The sequence below is a fragment of the Providencia vermicola genome, assembly GCF_020381325.1.
Taxonomy (GTDB): Bacteria; Pseudomonadota; Gammaproteobacteria; order Enterobacterales; family Enterobacteriaceae; genus Providencia; species Providencia vermicola.
Map to the genome: position 1 here is coordinate 63020 of NZ_JAGSPI010000006.1, position 21974 is coordinate 84993.

A 21974-nucleotide genomic window follows, 5' to 3' on the forward strand; every position below is an offset into this window, starting at 1 on the left:
GCCTTAATATTTATAATAAACATCAACATCGAGCTGCGCTCTTAATGTTGCTAAGATTTCAGCTTGTTGAGTTAATAAGGAATAGAGTGCCATTTTGTCTTTTTGTTGTAATTGGCTGTAGGGTTGATACAGACCATTTGAAACTTGATAGGCCTGCACAATCTTATTCATTTTTTGGTCATTTTCTTTTATTTGGTCTAAGGTTTTAGGCTCAATAAAAGGGCTAAGAATTTCAATGATTTCTTGAGAACCTTTGAGGTTCGCTGCAATATCGGTTAAATCCGACAAACTGTAGATATTTTCTTTACCGTCTAACTTTGTTTCAATAATCATTTCCACAAAGTCAGCAGAGGCCTGAACCAGCTTAGGAATTTCAATAGTTTCCGTCATGACTCGTTTTTGTAAGTCACGCCCTTTTAATAATAGTTCTTCGGCAGGAACAAGCGCTTGCTGGGCAGATTTTTGGTCAAATAATTGGTATTCAACGAGATGAAAACCAGTGAAGCGGTAGTCTTTTTCTTTATCGAGAAAATAATCAGCCCGAGGGTTAATGGTTCTATCTGTATTACCAAATAGTACAATGATTGGACGCACTGTTTCATAATGCTGGTGGGCCGCAATATAGGCCGCTTGGGCTTTGGCTAAATCCCCTTTTTTTAGCAACTGTTGTAGCAGGTTTAATTCTTCGACCATTTCTGCCAACTCAGCGTTGGCAAAATTAAGATAGGTTTGGATACTCGTTTGGTATTTTTCGGGGGTTGGGATATCCCCTTTGGCAACAATAATCTCATCCCCTGTTTGTACAGGGGAGCGTAGCGCCTTGCCTTGAACCGTTGTTGAAATGGTTATGGTGAGTATTAAACTAAAAAAAATCCATCTCGTCTTATGCCTTAGCAAGCTGTACATGTTTTTTGCTCCGTGCAAATAATGGAATAACAATGAGCCAATAAAGGACAAAAGTGATTACGCTTAACCAAATAGGCTGAGAGCGATATGCGAAGAAAGATGAAATAAAGTTCCCAGCAATGCCTGAATCATCGAGCAATCCAGTGGTATCCCATGCAGGGTAGATTAAAAACTCAGGGATGGAATAATCATATTCAATGAATAAATTCGCGCTTTCTTCGACACCTTTAAGTAGCAAGGATAGGGCTAAAAATAACAGGATAACGCCAGTTACTCGGAAGAAAATTGCCCATGAAATAAGGCGGTTGGTGAGAAGGAATAGATATAAAGTTAAGCCTGCGATGGCAATTCCTCCTCCCACTTCAGTAAAAAATGCAGATGCATTTGCTGATGTAAGCGACATGATAAAGCTGGAGAGAAACACCACAATTTCGCTGCCTTCACGTGCGATAGCAATGGCAATAATCAGTGCGGCTCCCCACCAGTTATGGTGTGCAGCATTACGGTTAATACCCGATTCTATTTCTGATTTCATCGAACTGCCGTGTTTATTCATCCAGTATACCATTTGGACAATTAATATACAGGCAAGTAATTCCATGAAGATCATGAATAAGGATTGGCCAGTATCATCAAGAACATTAAAAACGCCATAAATAAGCAAGGCGAGTAAGACAGAGATGATGACACCAAGAGCGACACCACCCCACAGGAATTTCATACCATTACGGGCATCTGGGTGGCGTTTTATCCACGCATAGATAATGCCAATAACGAGGAGGGCTTCAAAGCTTTCTCGCCAAACAACAAACAGAACTTGTCCCATATTTAACCCCTCTATTTAGCTACAATTTCGCCTTTAGGGCTAGAAAGATGGAAATCATCAAAGAAGGTGTATGTACCTGGTTTTAGAGGCGCAATAACAACGACGGAGCTGGCTCCTGGCGCTAACACTTTTTCTTTGCGTAGTTGGATGCTTTCAAATTCAGCGGGTTCAGTTCCTGTGTTAGTTATTTTAATACGGATGATTGTTTTTGCAGGAACTTCCAGTACACGTGGAATTAAATCGCCATTTTTCATTTCTAATTCCACGGTGTATTTTTCTGCCGCAAAAACAGATTGAGGCAAAAAAGAGCAGGCAATAACCAGTAAAAAGCTCAGTAATGTTTTCATTTTGGCTTAGGGAGTCCATTTATTAGCGCAAACAGAAAAAGGGCTTGCAGACAATGAGCGTTTCTACAAGACCCTTTGCTCACTTTGGATAAAACTAGTAGCTTCCTTTACGGCCTACACCTGAGTAGTCAAAGTCCCAAGAGACTTCAAAGGGTTGGAACCAAGGAGCAACACCCGTTTCTTTATCAATGTGGCGACCAAAGGCAACATCTTTATTATGTGAAGGTGGGAAAATTTTATAGGTCACACGATATTTCCCATTGCCATCTAACTTGATGTTTTCACCATAGTGAGGGCCATCACTGGCAACCATAGGCATGAAAGTGCCTGTTTGAGTTTGCGGTTTATCACCCAGTTTCGTCACGGAGTATTCGATAGTTAGGTAAGGGATCCAATCGCCTTCTGCGAAGCCATTCGGATTATCTTCTACTGCATGGATGTCAGCTTCTAAGTGGATATCGGCTTTATCTGCTGCTAAGTGGGCCATTTTATGATGCCCTTCTTCAGTATCCATTGTAATGGGTTGTAAATAGACTCCTTGAATTTCCATTCCGTTTTTAATTACTGGGTGGCCAAGTGGATACTCTTGAGCAAATGCAGAAATTGAAAACAACGCGAGACCCGAAACAGCAGCTTTGTAGGCGAGTTTCATTATTACGTCCTTACCATTATTTAAGTTAGAGTCGTAATGATAATCATTACTATTGCAAGATTACAAGTGAGTATTTTCGATGAGTGGCCATTTAAATTCACGAAATGGTTATTTTTTGATAAAAATCGAGGTGTTAGATAAAGTTATTATTCTTTGAAAAATAACTTTGCACAGAATGTGCACTGTGAAACGGTTTATTATTTATTACATGATATATTCCACTAAAGGAAATTATTTTACTGAGAAATCTGTTGATAAATAAAGGTGTTGCAAATGCAAAAACGTTATCTTGATTGTTCAGCTTCAGAGATTGCAAATTTAAGTAAAAAGAGTTTGTTAGAAGCAATAAAAGCCAGTGAAGGGCGGTTACTCGTCTCTGAAACTATCGGGACGATTCAGCCTGTTTTAATGACGGTAACTAATGCAGAGCTTGCAGCAAGCCAAGGCGCTGATATTTTGTTGTTAAACGTTTTCGATGTTAATCAACCTATTATGCAAGGTTTACCCCAAGATATTGCACCAGAGGAAATTATCCGCACATTGAAACATTTAACAGGACGAGCAATAGGTGTCAATTTAGAGCCTGTCCCTGCTGGGTTTAATAACCCAACCCAAGATGCTCAGTGGAAAATGTCTGAAGGACGTTTAGCGACCGTTAAAAATGCGATGAAATTAAAAGAAATGGGGGTCGATATTATTGTTCTGACGGGGAATCCTGGCAATGGTGTCACCAACCAAGAGATTAATCAAAGCTTAAAAGAATTGAAGGCAGTTGTTGGCAAGGATGTCATTTTGGTTACAGGAAAAATGCATGCCGCAGGTGTGCTAAATGCATCGGCAGAGCAACTTATCACTGAGGATGATATTCGGGCATTTATTGCTAGTGGTGCAGACATTATTTTATTGCCAGCGCCAGGAACGGTTCCAGGTATTTCATTAGAATTTGTGCAAAAAATGGTGAGTTACTGCCATTCCCAAGGTGTGATGACAATGACGGCAATTGGCACTTCACAAGAAGGTGCGGATATACAGACGATCCGCCAAATTGCCCTGATGTGCAAAATGGCAGGGACTGATTTGCACCACATTGGCGACTCAGGGTACAACGGAATTGCCTTACCTGAAAATATTTTGAATTATGGCATTGTTATTCGTGGTGTTCGCCATACTTACGCACGAATTGCGCGCTCAATTAACCGCTAAATCTCTTTTATTTCCGAGCGAATGACAATCTATTTTTCGTTCGGAAAATCACTTTTTTTGGCAGAAATTTATACAATTTCCGCTATTCTTCAGGTAAAATTTTGCCCATTTTTTAAAACAATAAAAGAAGTGAGTTATGTCGCAAAATACTAATCCGGTGCCAAAAATTGGCTTCGTTTCACTCGGCTGTCCAAAAAACTTGGTGGACTCAGAACGTATTTTAACTGAATTGCGTACTGATGGTTATCAAGTTGTCCCAAGCTATGATGATGCTGATTTGGTCATTGTAAATACCTGTGGTTTTATCGATAGCGCGGTACAAGAATCGTTAGAAGCGATTGGTGAAGCGTTAAATGAAAACGGTAAAGTTATTGTGACAGGATGCCTTGGTGCAAAAGAAAACCAAATTCGTGAAGTCCATCCTAAAGTTTTGGAGATAACGGGACCGCATAGTTATGAGCAAGTATTAAACCATGTTCATCATTATGTTCCGAAACCAGAACATGATCCTTTCTTGAGTTTAGTGCCTGAACAAGGCGTTAAATTAACGCCAAAACATTATGCTTATTTAAAAATATCAGAGGGTTGTAATCACCGTTGCACATTCTGCATTATTCCTTCGATGCGTGGTGATTTAGATAGCCGTCCAATTGGTGATGTATTAAATGAAGCGAAACGATTAGTCGCTTCTGGTGTGAGGGAACTCTTGGTTATTTCACAAGATACCTCTGCCTATGGTGTGGATGTTAAGCATCGCACAGGTTTTTGGGATGGTCAGCCAGTTAAAACAAGCATGGTTGGATTATGTGAACAACTCGCTTCTATGGGTGTTTGGGTTCGTTTACATTATGTCTACCCTTATCCGCATGTGGATGACGTTATTCCACTTATGGCAGAAGGTAAGGTTTTACCTTATTTGGATATTCCTTTGCAGCATGCAAGCCCTAAAATATTAAAATTAATGAAACGCCCAGGTGCGGTGGAAAGGACGTTAGAGCGTATTAAGCGTTGGCGTGAAATTTGCCCTGAATTAACACTGCGTTCAACCTTTATTGTGGGCTTTCCAGGCGAAACAGAAGAAGACTTCCAAATATTGCTGGATTTCTTAACTGAAGCGAAATTAGACCGCGTTGGTTGCTTTAAATATAGTCCAGTGGAGGGCGCGAGAGCTAACGAACTTGCAGACCAAGTTCCAGAAGATGTCAAAGAAGAACGTTATCATCGCTTTATGCAATTACAGCAACAAATTTCAACACAGAGGCTGCAAGATAAAATTGGACGTGAAATTCATGTGATTATTGATGAGGTTGATGATGAGGGGGCTGTTGGTCGTAGCATGGCGGATGCACCTGAAATTGATGGGATGGTGTATTTAAACGGTGAGTTTGATGTAAAAGTAGGGGATATCGTTAAAGTGCTTGTTGAGCACGCTGATGAGTATGACCTATGGGGCGCAATCGTTACTGAATAATAGACAAAGATTGTTTGTATCTTTTTGAGCCTACTTGTTGTTTAATAAGTAGGCTTTTTTGGTTTCATTTTGAAATCATTCCTTATCTTTCCGCTCAAAATTGACGTGGATCAAACGTTGAAAATCTATTAAAGAATAACTTGATCTAGAATATAAAAATTAAATGGCAAGTTGACATAATCAGATAACTCTTATCGAAGAATAAGGATAACTATGTCGGCTCATTCATTATTTACAACTACACCAATAGAAGAAAATACAGCTTATTTAGATGATAATGAGCTTCTACTCTCGTTAATACGTGATACTGTTTTATCTGGGTTGTCTTCACTTCATGAACTTAACGCTGATGTTTCTTTGCTGAATATCCAAGGTGAAACATTATGGTTAAGCCAAAAGTCGCAAGACAATTTTGAAATAGCCGATTTGTTATTAGGTGAAATGAGCAAGAATGCTCAGGAGCGGCTTTTTGCTAATCCTATTGAATTACATGGAAGATTTTATTACTTGGCGCCGATATATTCGCAAGTTGGCGAATTATGGTTGATTGTGGCTTTATCAACAGCTCAGATGAATAGCAATATTCTTCTTGCTCTTTTGCAATCATTGGCAAGAGAATCTACTGCAAAATTGAAATGCCAATCTTATATACAACCATCCTCAACGAAACCATTTCAGGCTCCAAGCATTGCAGATTTGAATATTCAGTCGGTTGAAAAAGCTCTCATTATTGAGGTGGCAAAAAACTGTCGAGGTAAAGTTCAGCAGATGCATCAGATTTTGAACATGGGAAGAACGACGCTGTGGCGAAAACTGAAGCAATATGGCATTAATATTAAAGAATATAAGTAGTCACGCTTGGTGTTTTTCGTGTGGTTATGTAAAAAACACGCTTCGGCGTATTTTGGATGAAGGTGTATCATCTAGAATAGCTGAAGCGTAAAAGGCTGACCAACATTTACTGCAAATAGCCTCTGAAGTTGGCTGTATTGAGATAAAGAGCAATGAAAAAGAGAATGCATTATCTTTCAATATTACTTGTCAGTATGTTAATGGCAGCCTTATTTTTTTAGTTTAAGAAAATAGATGTTAAAATAATGTATGAGAGGCGCAATTTAGATTTTTATCAATGTGGACTTAATGGAAATGTGCAATATAAACAGTATTGCCCCATCTAAAATGGTAAATAATCTATGTAATTATTACATCTGTAATCATTAATTAACTTAAGTGCATTTTGTTTGATAGTTGTGTAATCAAATTACCCTTATTCATGAGACTAAGAGTAATTTGTGGAATTAATAGCATATTAATCTATATTTATCAAAATTCTTATGTATTAATGTTTTTGTGAAAAATAATATCTGACGGCTTGAAATAAAACCATCAGATATAATGACTACTAGATTGTAAAAACATATAGTATATATTACCTATATTTTGAATAGGTATTAATATATTCGTATTCTTGAATAAGTTGAGGGAGTGATTTTATACCTAATTTTGTATAGATGTTCGAGCGATGTACTTCAACAGTTCTCGGAGATAATGAAAGTTTTTCAGCAGTTTCTTTACTGGTATTACCTTCTAAGATCATATCCATTATTTCTCTTTCTCTGACTGATAAACGCTCAAACTTGTCAAATAGATAGGTATATTTCTTGTGGTTCTCATGTGAATTTAAAAATTGCTCCGTGGCACTATTGATTGCATTGAGAATTTCAATATCTTTGAATGGAAAAGGGAAGAAGTCATAAGCGCCAGACTTAAAGCTTTCTCTGCAGAGGCTAACTGAAGGTTCTGCAGCAAGGACAATAAAAGGAACAATACCAAAAGAGTTATTTATATTGGTTAATCGGCTAATACGATTTTCGTTATTGTTTAAAAATAACAAAATACATTCCTTTACATTGCTTTCCAAAGGGTAAGTATAATTACTAATAAATGTATCTTCGTTATTATAAAAATTAAAGACAAAACCAAATGATTCCATCATTAATTTCAGTTTATTCTTAAAGACATTATCACTATCTATGATTACGTGAATGGTGTTATTCATCACCATACTCCTGTTGAACTGATTTGATATTCATATTAATTTGATAAAATAAGTAGATAAATATCGTTAAAAATAAATTTAGCGATAATGTTTTCTACAGAACGTTGTTTTTTTTATTAATGTATTACTGACCTTAATTTATATTAAAATTATCATCTAGTTAAATTTAATATAAAAATAGAAACAATGGTTAAATTTTGTGTCAATGAGTAAGAATCGATTAATCTTATGTAACATTTTAGGTGCTTTTACTTGTTTGGCGAGTTTTTTAGGCTCAAAAATCAGATCGAAATTTTTATGACTGGATCAATAATATCTTAAATAGTCAGTCATAAAAAGCCTAAGGAGTATATTTTATGCGATTTTATTAAGTAAGGGAGGCGATATGTAGTTTTGGAAGTTAAGGTGCTTTTTGCTTCTGACATGGTAGAATTTATTACAAACCTTTTTAACTGAGTGAATATACTTAATGGCTTCTTTAAAAGATGTTGCTCGACTTGCAAATGTATCTTTAATGACGGTTTCTAGGGCAATTAATAGTCCTGAATTGTTAAAACCAGATACATTGAAACAAGTTCAGCTGGCAATTAATGCACTCAACTACATTCCTGATTTTTCAGCGCGAAAAATTAGGGGAAAAAGCTCTAAGGTTTCAACGGTAGGGGTATTAGCTTTAGATACAGCAACGACACCTTTTTCTGTTGAAATTATTTTGTCAATAGAACAAACAGCTAGGCAATATGGTTGGAACAGTTTTGTTGTGAATATTACATCAAAGGAAGATAACGACAGGGCGGTTCGACAGCTATTGTCTCAACGTCCTGATGGTATTATTTTTACGACAATGGGGTTAAGGGAAGTCACAATTCCTGAATCTTTGCATCAAAGTCCGTTGGTTTTAGCGAACTGCGTTGATAAAAATAAATTGTTCCCTGCTTATATTCCTGATGACTTTAATGGTCAATACAGAGCCGTGGAGCGATTAATAGAGAAAGGTTACCGAAAGCCATTATGTTTATATATTCCATATGAGACGCTAGCAGGGAAAATACGCCGTGAAGCAGTGGAAACAGCATGGAAAAATGCTAATTTACCGCACGGAGACTTGATGCAATATCACCTTGAGCTTGGCGATGAGCATTATATTGATATTATTTCTCTGATTGATTCTCATTTTCAAAATAATAAACCTGATTTTGATGTTATTATTTGTGGAAATGACCGTGTTGCTTTTTTAGCATATCAAATTTTATTGAGTCGGGGTTTACATATCCCAAATGATATTGCCATTCTTGGTTACGATAACATGATTGGGGTGGGGCATTTATTTTATCCCCCATTGAGTACAGTTGTATTGCCGCACTATCAGTTGGGACAACAAGCTGCGCTTCACATAATAGAAGGGCGTCAGCAAAAGGATATTCAATATGTGGCATGTGACCTTCTTGAGCGCAGCTCATTTTAACGACATTCAAACTATTCCAACGAACATAATGATTTATTTAATCGCGTTGTTTATCGGCCAATAAGTGGCTTCTTTCAAGTGCGCTGACTGGTTTATCGTAAATAGTTGCAGTTTTCTATGCTGTTGCTCTGGATAGATGCGGCAACTAAAATTTATTTCACCCTCATTGATGAAAATCTCGAGGCAAGACTGGTCAATGAAGGCATGAATTTTGAGTTGTTTGACTTGTGGTAAAGGTACGCAACGACTATCACTGATAATACATTCAGGGTAGTGTCGCATTAATGTTAACTGCTGGCTTTGGTTATCAACATAAAATTGCAGCCCATTTCCAATCCAGAAACCAAATTTTTCTGCCGAAGCACTTTGTGTTAAGTCCCAAATTAATTCAATTTCACAGCTACTTGCATCTTCACTGAGTAAAAGCGTGGTATTTTTTTTCAAGCACATTTCAGGAAAATGGATAGCTGACCGACGCAATTTTTTTAATTCACGAATGGGCTTTGCGATGATTTTACCTTGTTTTGATAAGGTAAGCTCCCTTGGTAATGTGAAACAACCTGACCAGCCATGTTTATTTGAAGGCATATGACTTTCCCACATATCCATCCATGCTATCGCAATACGGCGCCCATCTTTTGCTAAAAAAGTTTGAGGCGCATAAAAATCTTGTCCAAAATCTAATTCAGTAAAGGGTTGAGTAATCTTATAAGGTGAATGGGGAGACCAATGCCCAATAAGGTAACCATTTTGATAGAGATTTCTGTATTGGAAATTCTTTGCTTTTTTTCCTTGAGGAGAAAATAAAGCAATAAATTGGTCATCGAGTGGAAAGAAGTCAGGGCATTCCCACATGTAGACATTTTTGTCATCTGTTTTAGCGAGTATCTGAAAATTAGGATCCCAATGAAGTAAATCCATTGAGCTAAATAACAGAATTTGCCCTTGGTCAAATGCATCCCTTGCTCCAACAACCATCCACCATTTGCCTTCTTGTTGCCACACTTTTGGATCGCGAAAGTGCATGTATCCCTCAGGAGCAGGAAGAACAATACCTTGTTTCACAAAATGAATGCCATCATTACTCACCGCTAAGCATTGAGATTGCTGAATTTGGCTGTCATCACCTTCTTCGGCTAACCAAACATGGCCGGTGTAAAATAAAAACAGTTTACCTTCGTGACTGACTGCTGAGCCCGAAAAACAGCCATCACGGTCATAGTCTTCACTCGGAGCAAGCGCTATCGGTTGGTGTTGCCAATGCACCATATCAGTGCTTGTTGCATGACCCCAGTGCATTGGCCCCCAGACTGAACTGTAGGGATGATGTTGGTAAAAAGCATGGTATAGATCTTGATGGAAAATTAGTCCATTAGGATCATTCATCCAACCTGATTGTGGTGCTAAATGATAGTGCGGGTAAAACAGGGTATTTAGCTGTTTTACATTTTTTTTAATGGCCTGATTTGCTTGTTCAATCTGTTTTTCCATAATGGATCCCTAACCTTTTTTGCTATAACAAATCTGAAATGGATAAAATGGGGTGAGATAACGCGTGTGTTTTCTAATCGATCAATTTATACTTAATGTTAACGTTAACAAATTAGATTTACTAGCTTAAATTTCCTGATTGGAAACTAAAAGGTGAAAATATGAAAATATGGTCATTGGGCGATGCCGTTATTGATTTGATTCCATTAGAAAATATGCGGTATCAAGCTTGTGCAGGGGGGGCGCCTGTCAATGTCGCAGCTGGCGTCGCTAGGCTTGGCCATCCAAGCGGGTTTATTGGTAGAGTTGGAGAAGATGCATTTGGTCATTTTATGCAAAAAACCTTATTTGACCTAGGTGTCGATACACAGGCCATGGAATTTGATGAAGAATATCGAACAAGTACAGTATTAGTTTCGTTGCATGAAAATGGTGAACGTGAATTTACTTTTTTAGTTTCGCCTTCAGCAGATCAATTTTTAAGTTCAAAAAACTTACCTCAGTTTGGCCAGGATATATTGCATTTTTGCTCACTCGCGCTTGTTCACCCAATATGTCGTGCATCATTAACAGAAGGGTTAATTCAAATTAAGCAAGCTGGGGGGCGATTAAGTTTTGATGTAAATATTCGTCCACAAATGTGGGAAGATCACGAAGAAATGCATCAAGTTGTGGACACCTTTGCAAAACAGGCTGACATTTTAAAGCTATCTGATGATGAATTACTTTGGTTAACGGGTGAAAGCCTATTCGATAAGGCGGTTGAAAAATTGCGTGATTATCCTGCGGAGCTTAAGGTCGTAACGCAAGGTTCGCAAGGGTGTAGGGTATTTACGACAGAGCATCATTTTTCAGTAAGTGCTTATTTAGTCGATAGCATTGACACCACGGGCGCTGGAGATGCTTTTATGGCTGGATTGTTAGCGGCAATTAATCAATATGGCATGGTTAATACAAAAGATAATTTGATGAAGATTATTTCTCAGGCAACAGCTTGTGGAGCTTTAGCCACAACTAAAAAAGGGGCAATTTCCGCAGCGCCAACGTCGCAAGAGCTTGTTGAATTTATGCAGCAGCAGCCGCCATTGCACCAAAAACAGATTTTTTAATACGAAGAGTTAATGTGCAAATAAAATTTAGCTTTATACAATATTTTTTATTTGCATATAATTTGAAATAGATAGCTTTATAATGAGGGTTAGTAACGTTTTATTTTCTTTATATTGGCGTATGATGTGGAGCAAATCTTACCTTATTTGACTTTATTGTAGGCTATATTATGTTGCTGCGTTCAGGTGTGGCTCTGGCTATTTTTTCCTATATTTTATGGGGAATAACGCCCTTATTTTATCGACTGCTTCCTGAAGCTGAACCGCTAGAACTCCTTGCCCAACGTCTTATTTGGTCAATTCCATTGCTATTTTTGATCCGTTTAGTCATTAAAAATAAAACAATATGGAAACAAGTATGGGCTGATAAAAAGTCCATTATCCTTTGCCTTTTTAGTTCGTCCATTATGGCTATTTCTTGGACTACATTCACTTATGCACTTACTCATGGACAAGTGTTAGCCGCAAGTTTGGGCTATTTTATCAATCCATTATTCTCTATTTTACTTGGTGTTATTTTTTTACGTGAAAGGTTAGTTTTTGCGGAAAAAATGGCCGTCACGTTTATTTTGTCTGGAGTTGGTTATCAAATCTGGCAATATGGTGAATTGCCTATTTTAGCACTCGTGATGGGGAGTGCGTTTGCAGTATATGGATTGATCCGTAAATTTATTCGTTTTGATGTTATTACTTCATTGTTTTTAGAAGCGTTATGGTTGTTGCCTATTGCAATGGGTATTACTTGGTGGTTATCGTCAAAAGGGTTAAGCGCAGTGGCAGCGGGAGATTGGCAGCTTCGTATTTTGTATATGTTAGCAGCGCCTGTGACGATTATTCCCTTGCTGTTTTTTACTGCGGCTATCAAACGTACATCACTCACTGTTATTGGTTTGGCCCAATATATAGAGCCGACTATTCAATTTTTACTCGCTGTGTTCTTGTTTAATGAACTGTTTGATTGGGTTAAAGGGATTAGTTTTGCATTAATCTGGATTGGTTTACTATTTTGTATTTTGGCTTTACTGCATAAGCAATATGCCAAATTTTCCCAAAAAGAACCTTTTATTACCGGGCGAGATGAAACCCCGCAGAATTAAACAGTATTTTATTTAATTTCAAAACACGAATATGTTTTATCATGGCCCTTTTATTACGTAGATAGCAAAAGCAAACGTTTGCGTATATAATCATTGGCATTATTTTCGCATATAAGGTCATCAATCATGGAACAGTTAGGTACGGCACTTTGTGCATCTGCAACAAAAGTTATGTTACTGGGTGCGGGGGAGCTAGGTAAGGAAGTTGCCATTGAATGCCAACGCTTAGGTATCGAAGTGATTGCAGTAGACCGCTATAAAAATGCCCCCGCTATGCACATTGCTCACCGTAGCCACGTTATCAATATGCTGGATGGTGAGGCACTAAAACAGTTAGTTATCGCAGAAAAGCCTGATTTTATTGTGCCTGAAATTGAAGCAATTGCGACCCAAACGTTAGTGGAACTCGAAGAGCAAGGGCAAAAAATCGTACCTTCTGCAAAAGCCGTTTTTTTAACAATGGATAGAGAAGGTATTCGTCGTCTTGCTGCTGAAACATTAGGTTTACCTACATCGGAATATTATTTCGTAGAAAATAAATCAGATTTTATTGAAGCCGCTGAAAAAATGAGTTTCCCATGTATCGTAAAGCCTGTTATGAGTTCATCAGGAAAAGGGCAAAGTGTCATTCGTTCAAATGCGGATTTAGAAAAGGCGTGGCATTATTCTCAAGAGGGGGGGCGCGCAGGGCAAGGTCGAGTCATTGTTGAGAAAATGGTCAATTTTGATTTTGAAATTACCCTGTTAACAGTTAGCGCTGTAGATGGGATCCATTTTTGTGCCCCTGTAGGACATCGTCAAGAAAAAGGTGACTATCGCGAATCTTGGCAGCCGCAAATGATGAGCGAGAAAGCGCTGAAAAAGGCTCAAGATGTCGCTGCAAAAATCGTTTCTGCGTTAGGTGGTTACGGCTTATTTGGCGTTGAGTTATTTGTGTGTGGTGATGACATCATTTTTAATGAAGTATCCCCACGCCCTCATGATACTGGAATGGTGACGCTGATTTCGCAAAATCTTTCTGAATTTGCCTTACATGTACGTGCATTTCTAGGTTTCCCTATTGGCAACATTCGCCAATATGGCCCAAGTGCTTCTGCGGTTATTTTACCGGAACTTCATAGCCAAAATGTGGTGTTCTCCAATATTAAGAATGCATTTGAGTCCGATATCCAATTGCGTTTATTTGGTAAACCTGAAATTGCAGGAACTCGTAGGTTAGGTGTTGCGTTAGCCATTGCAGATTCAATCGAAAAAGCACTGGAAATGGCAAAAAAAGCGGTGATTACAGTGAAAGTCTCTGGTTAGTTTTCCGCATACATAAAGGGAAGTGTTTTCGCTCCCCTTTATGTTGTGGTTTGTCTCAAATAGATTAATTTATTCTATTGATAACCTTATTTACAGATGGCACTTAATGTTCTTACTGGTGAGTCTGCTGTTACCTCTATCGCTTCAAGCCCCGTATAATCGACTGAACATTGAGCTGACTTACCACCCCATTTAATGTTAAGGCGACCTGAGTTTGGTAATCCACTCATATAAAGTTGGCTATTCGAGCCCACAATGCCAGTATTAATATCAGCGTCATCTTTATCTGTCGAAACTAAAGTGGCAACGGAACCAAATGGCGGTATTTGACCTTCTTGACTAAGGTTAATAATGGCCTGATAGCCAACTTTTGTTTTAAATTGACGTTTAATGACCGCGCCTTCTGTTGGGTATACCATCATTGAAGTATCCTTAAAGGTCACATCATCTGGTAATGTATTTACGTTAACTGATATTTGATTTGCCGAGTTACTGGATAACTGAGGAATAATAGCATTACCAAAGTAATCAAACTTAGCTCCCGAAGATAATGCAGTTCCTCTCGCACCATCAGCGGTAATGATTGCGATAGTATCCCCCATATTCGGTGACAACGAGATCCCACCTGAGTGAGCGACAACCCCACCACTTAAACCTGTGTTAATTGAACGGTTTGAATCTGAATAGCTATAGCCAGCAGACATTGTTGAGCTATCAGCAGAGTAGGTCGCATTGAGGCTACCGCCATAGTTATTATTTACGTTGTCGTAGTTTTGGTATAAACCATAACTTAACTTACTATTCAATGCATTACCTGTTAGGCCTGCTTGGTGTCTTGTATTACCATGGTTATCATTGGTTAGACCATAACGTACGCTCATTGCTTGAGCCATTTCGCTATTACTTAACATACTCATTGGTATGGAAATATCAAAAGAAACAACGCGATTCTCAGGCCATGATTTATTCTCATTCTTAACACGGTCAATCGTATAGCCTAAGCTATACGAGATCCCTTTAAAGTTGTTGTTATAACTTACACCTAATGTTGTATTCGCGCGTTGGCTTCCCCAATATGTATTTTTGGCAGCTCTTAAGGAAAGAGACCCGTAAGAATCAAACGATTGGTTAATTGATGTTTGGAGGCTATAGCGTTCTCTTGAGCCTACCCATGGCGCTAAATTATCTTTAATGTCATAGCCTGCAATATTATAGTCAGAAAAAGAATAAAAATTTTCTGACGTAAAACGTAACGCAGTTAAGTCAAACGAGGTTCCTGTTGAAAGCATACTTTTTGAATAGCGGATACGATAAGATTGCCCTTTCAGGTTTTTGTTTGAAAAACGAGCATCAGAGTGCGTGATATCACTGGATAGCGCACCTAAAACACCTAGGGATAGTCCAATTCCACCAACAAGTGAATTATAACCATTGGCAACTAATGCACCACCATAGAGTGTGATATTGTAAGGAAGACCATAACTCAATGAACCTAAAGTAAACGTTTTCTTTGCGGAATCAATGGCGATCCCACCATTATAGCGACCTACGGCAAGTTCATAGTTATAAGATCCCTGACGTTCCATAATTGGTAGTGATGAGTATGCTTGAGTAAAGACAGTTTGTTTGCCATTTTCTTCTTCAATTGTGACTTCCATATCCCCCGCTAAACCACTAGCAGGGATATCACGAATAACAAAGCGCCCCGGTGCGACAAAGGTTTGATATACAACATTACCGTTCTGGCGAACGGTTACTGTTGCATTAGAATTTGCAATACCTTCAACAAGTGGCGCAAAGCCTTGCAGACTATTTGGGTCAAGCCTTGGATTTGATTTTAAGCTTGCCCCCTTCATTGGGATGGCATCAAAGATATTACCATCGGTTGAAATTTCACCCGCTTTTAACGTTGATTTTATCGCGTTAATTGTGCGGTAAACATGTGTATTTGAAAAGTCAGAGTTGCTTGAGCTTGGCACATTACTCATTTTATTGTAGTTATACAAGTAATTGGTTCTAAAGCGCCATGGACCAAGGTTAATCCCAGGGTTTAAATTGAGAAAAAACGAGTCAGAAGTTGAAGTTTTTGAGCCATTTTTACCCAGCTGACGATTTTGGTTATAATTCATTACATAGTTCATAACGAGTGCTGTGACACCATTATCACGCAGCTCAGGTGGAACGTAACCCGAGTAGTTTGGCACTAGAGCAATTTGTGGAATTGACAAATTGATGGTTAATAGTTTTGGGTCAAATGTGGCTTTTGCATCGGTAATATAGTCAGATAAATTGGCAATGACGGTATCATCAGCAAGAGCTTTGAATTTAGGTAATACGCTGGTATGCACACCCAATTTTCTTAATTGAGCGACTGTGAACGTCGGCACTACATTACCATCAGATTGTTTTTCAAATTTAATATCGTGCTCGCCAGCGGAAAGCATATTAACATTGATTGCAACCTCATAAGTGCCTGGTGTTAAGGTGTTGTTTTTTGCAAAGTCATTTAAATCAATTTGTGAAACATCGATCCCGCTACCATACATTAATAAGCCTGGATCGAAATATGATTCGGCATGCGCAAAAGATGAGGTTATTGCATAGCAGCATGCAAAAACCTCTAATGCAATTATTTTTATTCTCATCCCTTTCACAACATCACCATTCTTTGTTTAGTTAATCAAATTCTAAAAATTTAATTTGATGATTCTTTACCTAACCCCATCAAATACTCATTTGTTAATTGCCACTCAATTTTTCCTGTTTTACTACTAGGTAGCGCAATGTCTTTTTTTGAAAACGGAGGAAGTGTTATTTCTCTGCCACCGTTTTTAATACTTATTCCTGCAACCTTTAAATACTCAAATGTGAAATAAAAAGGTGTTGGGTTTTCTAGGATTAGTACATTGTTTTCTCTTGTGATTTTTATCTTTTTTACTAGCTCTTCAGTTTTTAAATCTTCAATTTTTTTAGGGCGATACAGTAATTTAAAATAGAAATTTGGTATGATATTTAATTGAACGCTACTTTCCTTTTTGTTTTTTTCTTCGCTAGGGATACCCCTAATCCCTATCCAAAAAAGGCTTTCTCTATCATCTGGAACAGCTTCATTATTTATTTTGTTGCCTGTCCTGCGTATATTCCAAGAGGTTTGTGTGTTTGCATCTAACATTTTTAGAGGAGGTAAAATGATAAAAGGCACCACTTCTGTCTTTATATTCTCTTTAGGTAGCAGTGATTCACTATCGGCATTGGCTATCCAAGATTCCATTAAATAACCACTATTATTTTGGTTTTTTAAATCAACGCTGATCCCTCCAGAATTACTTTCTTTGTAGATATAACGTTGAAGTGTGAAATCAAAACCAGTTGAATTTTCTGCTAATGTAGTATTTGAAAAACATAAACCTAATAATAAAACTGTAAGAAACTTACTTTTTAGCATTTTTAGTACCGTTCAACGTTATAGGGTTAGTTTTTGTTTCGCCACCATAGTCATTAATAATGCTCCATTCTATTTTTGATGCTTTTTTCGTTGTTTTTAAGTCAAAAGTAGAAAAAGGAGCGACCATAGGGGCTCTGTCACTACTATAAGGCACTCCATCAATCTTTATATTAACTAGAGTATAGTAGTAAGGTGATGGATTGTTTATGGTCACTTTGTCATTAACTTGCGTTACTGTCAGTTTATCTATGTATTCATTAACATGGCCTTTAATTCCATTTGGGCGATAAAACATTTTGATGACTATTTTTGTTGATAAGTTGAATGTTGTACCAACGTGGTTGCGATTATCATTACTATTTCTCTGTTTTGTCTCAGGAATAAAGTTAACCATGACATAAAATAAAGATTCTCTATCGTTTGGCAAGTTGCCTAATGATTGAGGAATAATCTTCAGCGCATTATTTGATTTTTCTTTTAATGCAACAATTGGTGGTATTACTGTAAAGTTCTTACTTGTTACACTTTCTGTATCTGCATTAGTAAAGATTAAGCTTTGAACAATATATTTTTTATCTGCTGTATTATTAGCTGTAATACTTTGACTTTTATCATCTTGTTTAAAAATAACCCTTGAGTGGTCAAGAGAAACAGCTGCAAACGTGCTCTGTGAGACTAATAAAGTTATTAATAAAGATTTAATAAGCTTTTTCATTTTCATTTCCACTGTGTATTATTAATCGGCATAGTATCCAATAGTTAATTTAGCAGAGAAATCACCATCATTTGGTTCGCAATCAGCTTCTGCACAACGCAGTTTCGCATTGATTATTTTTATATCACTGGTGCTTTGAATATTATCCCAAAGTATTGAAGCTGGGCTTGGCTTCATTGAACCACTCTCATTGACACTAACCACTCGATTGTTATCAAGTAACTGAACACCAATTATATCATTTGGGTTATCATTAAAAATGTTATTACGGCCAGCTAAAGTATTTCCTGATGCAATATAAACAATCGCTGTATTTTGGTCTGAGGTTGAGCAGTTTTTCAAACCGATGGGAAATTGTTTAGTGACATTATCACTTTTTATGTCACTTGCTGTCGTAATTCCAGATTGATTGCCGAATATAATTTCACTTGGGACATCTATTTCACACGTTTTTGATAAAAATAAAACAGAAAAATTGTAGCGAACTGAATTACCATCATCTGCCATAGACAAAAAAGATACGGACATGATTAAAAAGGTCAGTAGAGCCTGTTTTATTTTTTCCATGAACCTTAATCCTGATAATATTCAAAAGTGACTGCTGCATTTGAATCGCCTGGTATTACACCACTATCTCGTTTAACAAGGCTAACTCTGTAATTAATTTCTATTGCATCGTGGGTTGTTGATGGAAAAGTTGTAATGCTTTCATCATTAACCTGCTGACAATTCTGGTTGTTTTTGTCACAAGATTCAAGTAAAAAACCCGTTTTAGTTGTATCTTGTAATCCAAAAAAAATGCCATTATTGAATGTCGTTGATGGAGCAGATTTTGATTTTATTTTAACCGTTTTTTCTGTTCCTGCAGGATAGTTTTTACACACGATGTTATATGAAAAATGTGCAGTACGAATAGGTTGATTAATTGGCTGGCTATTTACATCTGATGCCACCAACATTCCATTTTCATTAAAATCAATTTCTTTATTTAATTCATTATTATCATCAAACTCACAAGTCCCTTTGATGATTTTGGTTTTGAATTGAATTTGGGTGTTTTGCGCAAAAACTTGGCTTGTAAATACTGTGACACCCAAAAAAAATGCTATTTTACTGAACTGACCCATGGAACTCATCATATCCTCCGAGGTCATTAATGATAGCCCATTTAACAGAACCACTTTTATTTTGACTTGAGTAGTTCATTTCAGAAAAAGGCGCAATGATATTATTCTGCTTATTGAGTTTTATGAATTTGTTATTCACATACAAACCCGCTAGGTTAATATAATAAGGCGAATTATTAACTAACTTGAGGCCATTTGCTGTACTAATTGTTTTTACATTGCTAAATGCAACTGATTGTTCCATAGGAAGGTCAGCAGGACGGTAGAAAATTTTAATTACATTTTCTAAACCAACTTTTACGCCATCACTACCTTTATCTGATTCAGGCACATTTCTTGAGTGGAAATAGTACATAGATTCCCTATCTTTAGGGAATTTACTTGGTATTGCTTTTATTTTAATAATGTTTTGTTGTTTAGGTGCAAGCTTAAAAATAGTTGGCGTTATAACAAAGTAGCCATCAGATGCTGAACTGCTATTTAACTGTTGTGTGATAAAATTAGCGACTAAATAAGATTTATCATCTTCATTTCGAGCTGTTATTGAAGACGTATTGGTTTTTCCTTCAATAACAATACGTGTTTGGCTTAACCCAACACCAGCTTGAGATGCAAATGAAAAAGTCAGTAATATAAGAATTAAGGATTTTAATTTTATCATTTTTTATCTTTCCTTTATTGCAGGCAGTATATTAATACTGCCTGCTGAAGTAACTAATTAACTAAAAGTTATTATTAGTCGTATGCAACGCTAAATGTTACTGGAACATTTAATTGCTGTGCTGTTGCATCAGCAGTTGTTGCGTATAGGCTTGCAATCATTGGAACAACGATGTCACCTTGACCAGAAACTTTCAGACCTGTAATTTCAGTTGCTTCATTAGGTTTCAGAGCAATTTTAGTATCTTTAACTGGCTCAGCTTGTAATTTAACGCCGATTTGTGAAGCTTGAGCATCAGCAAACATGTCAGCATGACCTGTTAATACTTCACCAGAAGCTTGGATTGCAATAGAGCCCGCTTGTGGATTTTGGTCATCGTAAGCTTTAGTACAGTTATTTAATACTAAAGAGAATTTTTCATTAGAAATGGCATCAGTAGTGCTCAAGCCTTGAGTTTTATGTGTTCCTAAGCTAATTAAATCTTTTGAAGCGCTAACGTCACATGTTTCTGCAACTAAACGAGCATTGAAATTTACTGTTGCGTCTTGTGCAGCAAAAGCTTGTGAAGAAAGAGTTGCAACAGTTAAAGCACCGATGAAAGCAAGTTTATTTAGTTTCATAATAATCATTCCTAAGTATGTGAGATAGATAATTTAAAAATTTAAAGTTTCTTGTATCTAATTTTTAGAGATATCAATTAAGCTTTTATTTGCTTTAATAGCATTAAATCTTGCTATTTTTTTTGATTTGAAAATTATAAATATTTAAATTTATTTTCCATCTCATTTAAATAGACAGTATTTATTTTGGCTTAATTTAAAGTTTGTTTTTTCTGAGTGTTTGCGAACTCTTGCTCGCTGACTACGGGGATAATATTAGTTGTACTCATTATTGTTGTCAAATTGGGTGAAAATATTTTTATAGTGCTTTTTAATAGTTTTCTAAATGTTATTTTTGTTTTATTTCAATGCATTATAAGCTTACTTGTTTTCTTAAGTTAAATCCATTTGTCTTTTTTGGGTTTTTATTCTGATGATTGTCTTTTTTTGTTGTAAGTAAAGATTATAAGTTTGATATTAACAATTATTCATAATTTGTCTCTTTTTTTAACGCTTATCATGCGTATAGGTAAGGGATGTTACTAATGAATAATAGATGTTAGAAACATTTAGTTTGAAGCAGGTATTTTTATAAATATTCATTGTTTTTGTTTTTATTTAATTATATTGGTTGGTTTTTTAAGTTTAAATACTTAGGATAGTTCTTATTTGAGATGAAATATATAATAGATAAAAGTTATCATATTCTTGAGATTATTCTTATTATATTTTTCAATTCCTCTTTTTTTCTTAGTTTCATTCGTGATGTGATTCTGTATATTGGTATTTTCGTCTCAATAAAATAAGGAAAGTGCATGAGTCAACTTATCATTCCTGATGTTGCTCTAGTTGATAACAGTGAGCAACGAACACCATTGGTTTTAGTATTAGATTGTTCTGGCAGTATGTACGGCGAGCCGATAAATGAATTAAATGCAGGTTTACAGATACTCGAAAAAGAATTGAAGGATGATGTTATAGCAGCAAAGCGGGTTAGGATCCTTGTTATTCAATATGGTGGAAACGACCAATGTTCGATTATTGGTGATTGGTGTGATGCCATGGATTTTACTGCACCTATATTAGAAGCGAATGGGACAACACCAACAGGGCAAGCTGTTATGGTGGCGTTAGATGAAATAGAAGCTGAAAAACAACGTTTTCGTCAAGCGGGCGTAGCTTATACCCGTCCTTGGTTATTTTTAATGTCAGATGGTGCTCCTACTGATTTATGGGAAGAATCGGCACAAGCTTGTCGCCAAGCGCAAAAAGATCAAAAAGTGGCTATGTTTCCTATTATGGTTGATGGGGCGAGTGCGCAAGTCATGGGGGAGTTCAGTATTGCAGGCTTGAATGGTGTGAAAAAGCTAAAAGGATTGCAATTTAAAGAACTCTTTTTGTGGTTGAGCGCGAGTATGCAGGTAGTTTCCCAATCGACTCCAGGTGGGCAAGCTCAACTCCCTTCAACAGATAGCTGGTCTACAGTGTCGGTATAA

The 21974-nt window shown here is 36.9% G+C and carries 21 protein-coding genes; 8 read left to right on the forward strand and 13 right to left on the reverse strand.

Annotated elements, in window-relative coordinates:
• Positions 1-3: 3 nt before the first annotated feature.
• The 4 genes from KDJ85_RS10075 to KDJ85_RS10090 form a co-directional block, all read right to left on the reverse strand.
• Positions 4-906 (reverse strand): EfeM/EfeO family lipoprotein, encoded by a 903-nt coding sequence (locus KDJ85_RS10075; protein WP_225819557.1) that lies wholly within the window; start codon positions 904-906, stop codon positions 4-6.
• Positions 884-1732: an FTR1 family iron permease gene (locus KDJ85_RS10080; protein ID WP_225819558.1), complete on the reverse strand. Its 849-nt coding sequence runs from the start codon at positions 1730-1732 to the stop codon at positions 884-886. Before KDJ85_RS10080 ends, KDJ85_RS10075 begins: the two co-directional genes overlap by 23 nt.
• A gap of 11 nt (positions 1733-1743) precedes the next feature.
• The gene (locus tag KDJ85_RS10085; RefSeq protein WP_225819559.1) at positions 1744-2079 is read right to left on the reverse strand and encodes a cupredoxin domain-containing protein; all 336 of its coding nucleotides are present in this window, start codon (positions 2077-2079) and stop codon (positions 1744-1746) included.
• A 94-nt stretch (positions 2080-2173) separates the two neighbouring features.
• On the reverse strand, positions 2174-2731 hold the full coding sequence (locus tag KDJ85_RS10090; protein ID WP_225819560.1) for an iron transporter: 558 nt from the start codon (positions 2729-2731) through the stop codon (positions 2174-2176).
• A 273-nt stretch (positions 2732-3004) separates the two neighbouring features.
• Between KDJ85_RS10090 and KDJ85_RS10095 the strand changes: the two genes are divergently transcribed.
• From KDJ85_RS10095 to KDJ85_RS10105, 3 genes are all read left to right on the forward strand, one after another.
• Positions 3005-3934: a DUF7916 family protein gene (locus KDJ85_RS10095; RefSeq protein ID WP_225819561.1), complete on the forward strand. Its 930-nt coding sequence runs from the start codon at positions 3005-3007 to the stop codon at positions 3932-3934.
• Positions 3935-4070: 136 nt separating this feature from the next.
• Positions 4071-5405 (forward strand): 30S ribosomal protein S12 methylthiotransferase RimO, encoded by a 1335-nt coding sequence (rimO, locus tag KDJ85_RS10100; RefSeq protein WP_225819562.1) that lies wholly within the window; start codon positions 4071-4073, stop codon positions 5403-5405.
• A 213-nt stretch (positions 5406-5618) separates the two neighbouring features.
• Positions 5619-6257 carry a helix-turn-helix domain-containing protein gene (locus tag KDJ85_RS10105; protein ID WP_225819563.1) on the forward strand — a complete coding sequence of 213 codons (639 nt, stop codon included), beginning with the start codon at positions 5619-5621 and terminating at the stop codon, positions 6255-6257.
• Positions 6258-6834: 577 nt separating this feature from the next.
• Here KDJ85_RS10105 and KDJ85_RS10110 read toward each other — a convergent pair.
• Positions 6835-7464: a response regulator transcription factor gene (locus KDJ85_RS10110; protein ID WP_225819564.1), complete on the reverse strand. Its 630-nt coding sequence runs from the start codon at positions 7462-7464 to the stop codon at positions 6835-6837.
• Positions 7465-7933: 469 nt separating this feature from the next.
• Here KDJ85_RS10110 and KDJ85_RS10115 point away from each other — a divergent pair, with 469 nt between their 5' ends.
• Positions 7934-8929: a LacI family DNA-binding transcriptional regulator gene (locus KDJ85_RS10115; protein ID WP_225819565.1), complete on the forward strand. Its 996-nt coding sequence runs from the start codon at positions 7934-7936 to the stop codon at positions 8927-8929.
• Between the two features lie 33 nt (positions 8930-8962).
• Here KDJ85_RS10115 and KDJ85_RS10120 read toward each other — a convergent pair whose 3' ends face one another.
• Positions 8963-10420, reverse strand: a complete 1458-nt coding sequence (locus KDJ85_RS10120; RefSeq protein WP_225819566.1) for a glycoside hydrolase family 32 protein — start codon at positions 10418-10420, stop codon at positions 8963-8965.
• A gap of 161 nt (positions 10421-10581) precedes the next feature.
• On the opposite strand from KDJ85_RS10120, the gene KDJ85_RS10125 reads away from it, so the two are divergent.
• The 3 genes from KDJ85_RS10125 (at position 10582) to purT (ending at position 13931) form a co-directional block, all read left to right on the forward strand.
• Positions 10582-11529: an aminoimidazole riboside kinase gene (locus KDJ85_RS10125; protein ID WP_225819567.1), complete on the forward strand. Its 948-nt coding sequence runs from the start codon at positions 10582-10584 to the stop codon at positions 11527-11529.
• A 170-nt stretch (positions 11530-11699) separates the two neighbouring features.
• Positions 11700-12626, forward strand: coding sequence for an EamA family transporter RarD (gene rarD, locus KDJ85_RS10130; RefSeq protein ID WP_225819568.1), 927 nt, complete (start codon positions 11700-11702; stop codon positions 12624-12626).
• Positions 12627-12752: 126 nt separating this feature from the next.
• Positions 12753-13931: a formate-dependent phosphoribosylglycinamide formyltransferase gene (gene purT / locus KDJ85_RS10135; RefSeq protein ID WP_225819569.1), complete on the forward strand. Its 1179-nt coding sequence runs from the start codon at positions 12753-12755 to the stop codon at positions 13929-13931.
• An 86-nt stretch (positions 13932-14017) separates the two neighbouring features.
• On the opposite strand, the gene KDJ85_RS10140 is transcribed toward purT, so the two are convergent.
• The 7 genes from KDJ85_RS10140 to KDJ85_RS10170 form a co-directional block, all read right to left on the reverse strand.
• A complete protein-coding gene (locus tag KDJ85_RS10140; protein WP_225819570.1) occupies positions 14018-16576 on the reverse strand; it encodes a fimbria/pilus outer membrane usher protein in 2559 nt (852 codons plus the stop codon).
• A gap of 50 nt (positions 16577-16626) precedes the next feature.
• Positions 16627-17376, reverse strand: a complete 750-nt coding sequence (locus KDJ85_RS10145) for a fimbrial biogenesis chaperone (protein ID WP_225819571.1) — start codon at positions 17374-17376, stop codon at positions 16627-16629.
• Positions 17363-18091, reverse strand: coding sequence for a fimbrial biogenesis chaperone (locus KDJ85_RS10150; RefSeq protein WP_225819572.1), 729 nt, complete (start codon positions 18089-18091; stop codon positions 17363-17365). Before KDJ85_RS10150 ends, KDJ85_RS10145 begins: the two co-directional genes overlap by 14 nt.
• A 21-nt stretch (positions 18092-18112) precedes the next feature.
• Positions 18113-18658 carry a fimbrial protein gene (locus KDJ85_RS10155; protein WP_225819573.1) on the reverse strand — a complete coding sequence of 182 codons (546 nt, stop codon included), beginning with the start codon at positions 18656-18658 and terminating at the stop codon, positions 18113-18115.
• A 5-nt stretch (positions 18659-18663) separates the two neighbouring features.
• Entirely contained in the window at positions 18664-19218 is a 555-nt protein-coding gene (locus tag KDJ85_RS10160; RefSeq protein WP_225819574.1) for a fimbrial protein, read from the reverse strand.
• Entirely contained in the window at positions 19202-19879 is a 678-nt protein-coding gene (locus KDJ85_RS10165; RefSeq protein WP_225819575.1) for a fimbrial biogenesis chaperone, read from the reverse strand. The genes KDJ85_RS10160 and KDJ85_RS10165 overlap by 17 nt, the downstream gene beginning before the upstream one ends.
• Before the next feature lie 74 nt (positions 19880-19953).
• Entirely contained in the window at positions 19954-20499 is a 546-nt protein-coding gene (locus KDJ85_RS10170; RefSeq protein WP_225819576.1) for a fimbrial protein, read from the reverse strand.
• 794 nt (positions 20500-21293) lie between these two features.
• Between KDJ85_RS10170 and KDJ85_RS10175 the strand changes: the two genes are divergently transcribed.
• On the forward strand, positions 21294-21974 hold the full coding sequence (locus KDJ85_RS10175) for a vWA domain-containing protein (RefSeq protein WP_225819577.1): 681 nt from the start codon (positions 21294-21296) through the stop codon (positions 21972-21974).

What these genes read in the sequence shown, in the direction of transcription:
- KDJ85_RS10075 (WP_225819557.1), bottom strand. Translation starts at nt 906, where the DNA reads ATGTACAGCTTGCTAAGGCATAAGACGAGATGGATTTTTTTTAGTTTA.
- KDJ85_RS10080 (WP_225819558.1), bottom strand. Translation starts at nt 1,732, where the DNA reads ATGGGACAAGTTCTGTTTGTTGTTTGGCGAGAAAGCTTTGAAGCCCTC.
- KDJ85_RS10085 (WP_225819559.1), bottom strand. Translation starts at nt 2,079, where the DNA reads ATGAAAACATTACTGAGCTTTTTACTGGTTATTGCCTGCTCTTTTTTG.
- KDJ85_RS10090 (WP_225819560.1), bottom strand. Translation starts at nt 2,731, where the DNA reads ATGAAACTCGCCTACAAAGCTGCTGTTTCGGGTCTCGCGTTGTTTTCA.
- KDJ85_RS10095 (WP_225819561.1), top strand. Translation starts at nt 3,005, where the DNA reads ATGCAAAAACGTTATCTTGATTGTTCAGCTTCAGAGATTGCAAATTTA.
- rimO (WP_225819562.1), top strand. Translation starts at nt 4,071, where the DNA reads ATGTCGCAAAATACTAATCCGGTGCCAAAAATTGGCTTCGTTTCACTC.
- KDJ85_RS10105 (WP_225819563.1), top strand. Translation starts at nt 5,619, where the DNA reads ATGTCGGCTCATTCATTATTTACAACTACACCAATAGAAGAAAATACA.
- KDJ85_RS10110 (WP_225819564.1), bottom strand. Translation starts at nt 7,464, where the DNA reads ATGAATAACACCATTCACGTAATCATAGATAGTGATAATGTCTTTAAG.
- KDJ85_RS10115 (WP_225819565.1), top strand. Translation starts at nt 7,934, where the DNA reads ATGGCTTCTTTAAAAGATGTTGCTCGACTTGCAAATGTATCTTTAATG.
- KDJ85_RS10120 (WP_225819566.1), bottom strand. Translation starts at nt 10,420, where the DNA reads ATGGAAAAACAGATTGAACAAGCAAATCAGGCCATTAAAAAAAATGTA.
- KDJ85_RS10125 (WP_225819567.1), top strand. Translation starts at nt 10,582, where the DNA reads ATGAAAATATGGTCATTGGGCGATGCCGTTATTGATTTGATTCCATTA.
- rarD (WP_225819568.1), top strand. Translation starts at nt 11,700, where the DNA reads ATGTTGCTGCGTTCAGGTGTGGCTCTGGCTATTTTTTCCTATATTTTA.
- purT (WP_225819569.1), top strand. Translation starts at nt 12,753, where the DNA reads ATGGAACAGTTAGGTACGGCACTTTGTGCATCTGCAACAAAAGTTATG.
- KDJ85_RS10140 (WP_225819570.1), bottom strand. Translation starts at nt 16,576, where the DNA reads ATGAGAATAAAAATAATTGCATTAGAGGTTTTTGCATGCTGCTATGCA.
- KDJ85_RS10145 (WP_225819571.1), bottom strand. Translation starts at nt 17,376, where the DNA reads ATGCTAAAAAGTAAGTTTCTTACAGTTTTATTATTAGGTTTATGTTTT.
- KDJ85_RS10150 (WP_225819572.1), bottom strand. Translation starts at nt 18,091, where the DNA reads ATGAAAAAGCTTATTAAATCTTTATTAATAACTTTATTAGTCTCACAG.
- KDJ85_RS10155 (WP_225819573.1), bottom strand. Translation starts at nt 18,658, where the DNA reads ATGGAAAAAATAAAACAGGCTCTACTGACCTTTTTAATCATGTCCGTA.
- KDJ85_RS10160 (WP_225819574.1), bottom strand. Translation starts at nt 19,218, where the DNA reads ATGGGTCAGTTCAGTAAAATAGCATTTTTTTTGGGTGTCACAGTATTT.
- KDJ85_RS10165 (WP_225819575.1), bottom strand. Translation starts at nt 19,879, where the DNA reads ATGATAAAATTAAAATCCTTAATTCTTATATTACTGACTTTTTCATTT.
- KDJ85_RS10170 (WP_225819576.1), bottom strand. Translation starts at nt 20,499, where the DNA reads ATGAAACTAAATAAACTTGCTTTCATCGGTGCTTTAACTGTTGCAACT.
- KDJ85_RS10175 (WP_225819577.1), top strand. Translation starts at nt 21,294, where the DNA reads ATGAGTCAACTTATCATTCCTGATGTTGCTCTAGTTGATAACAGTGAG.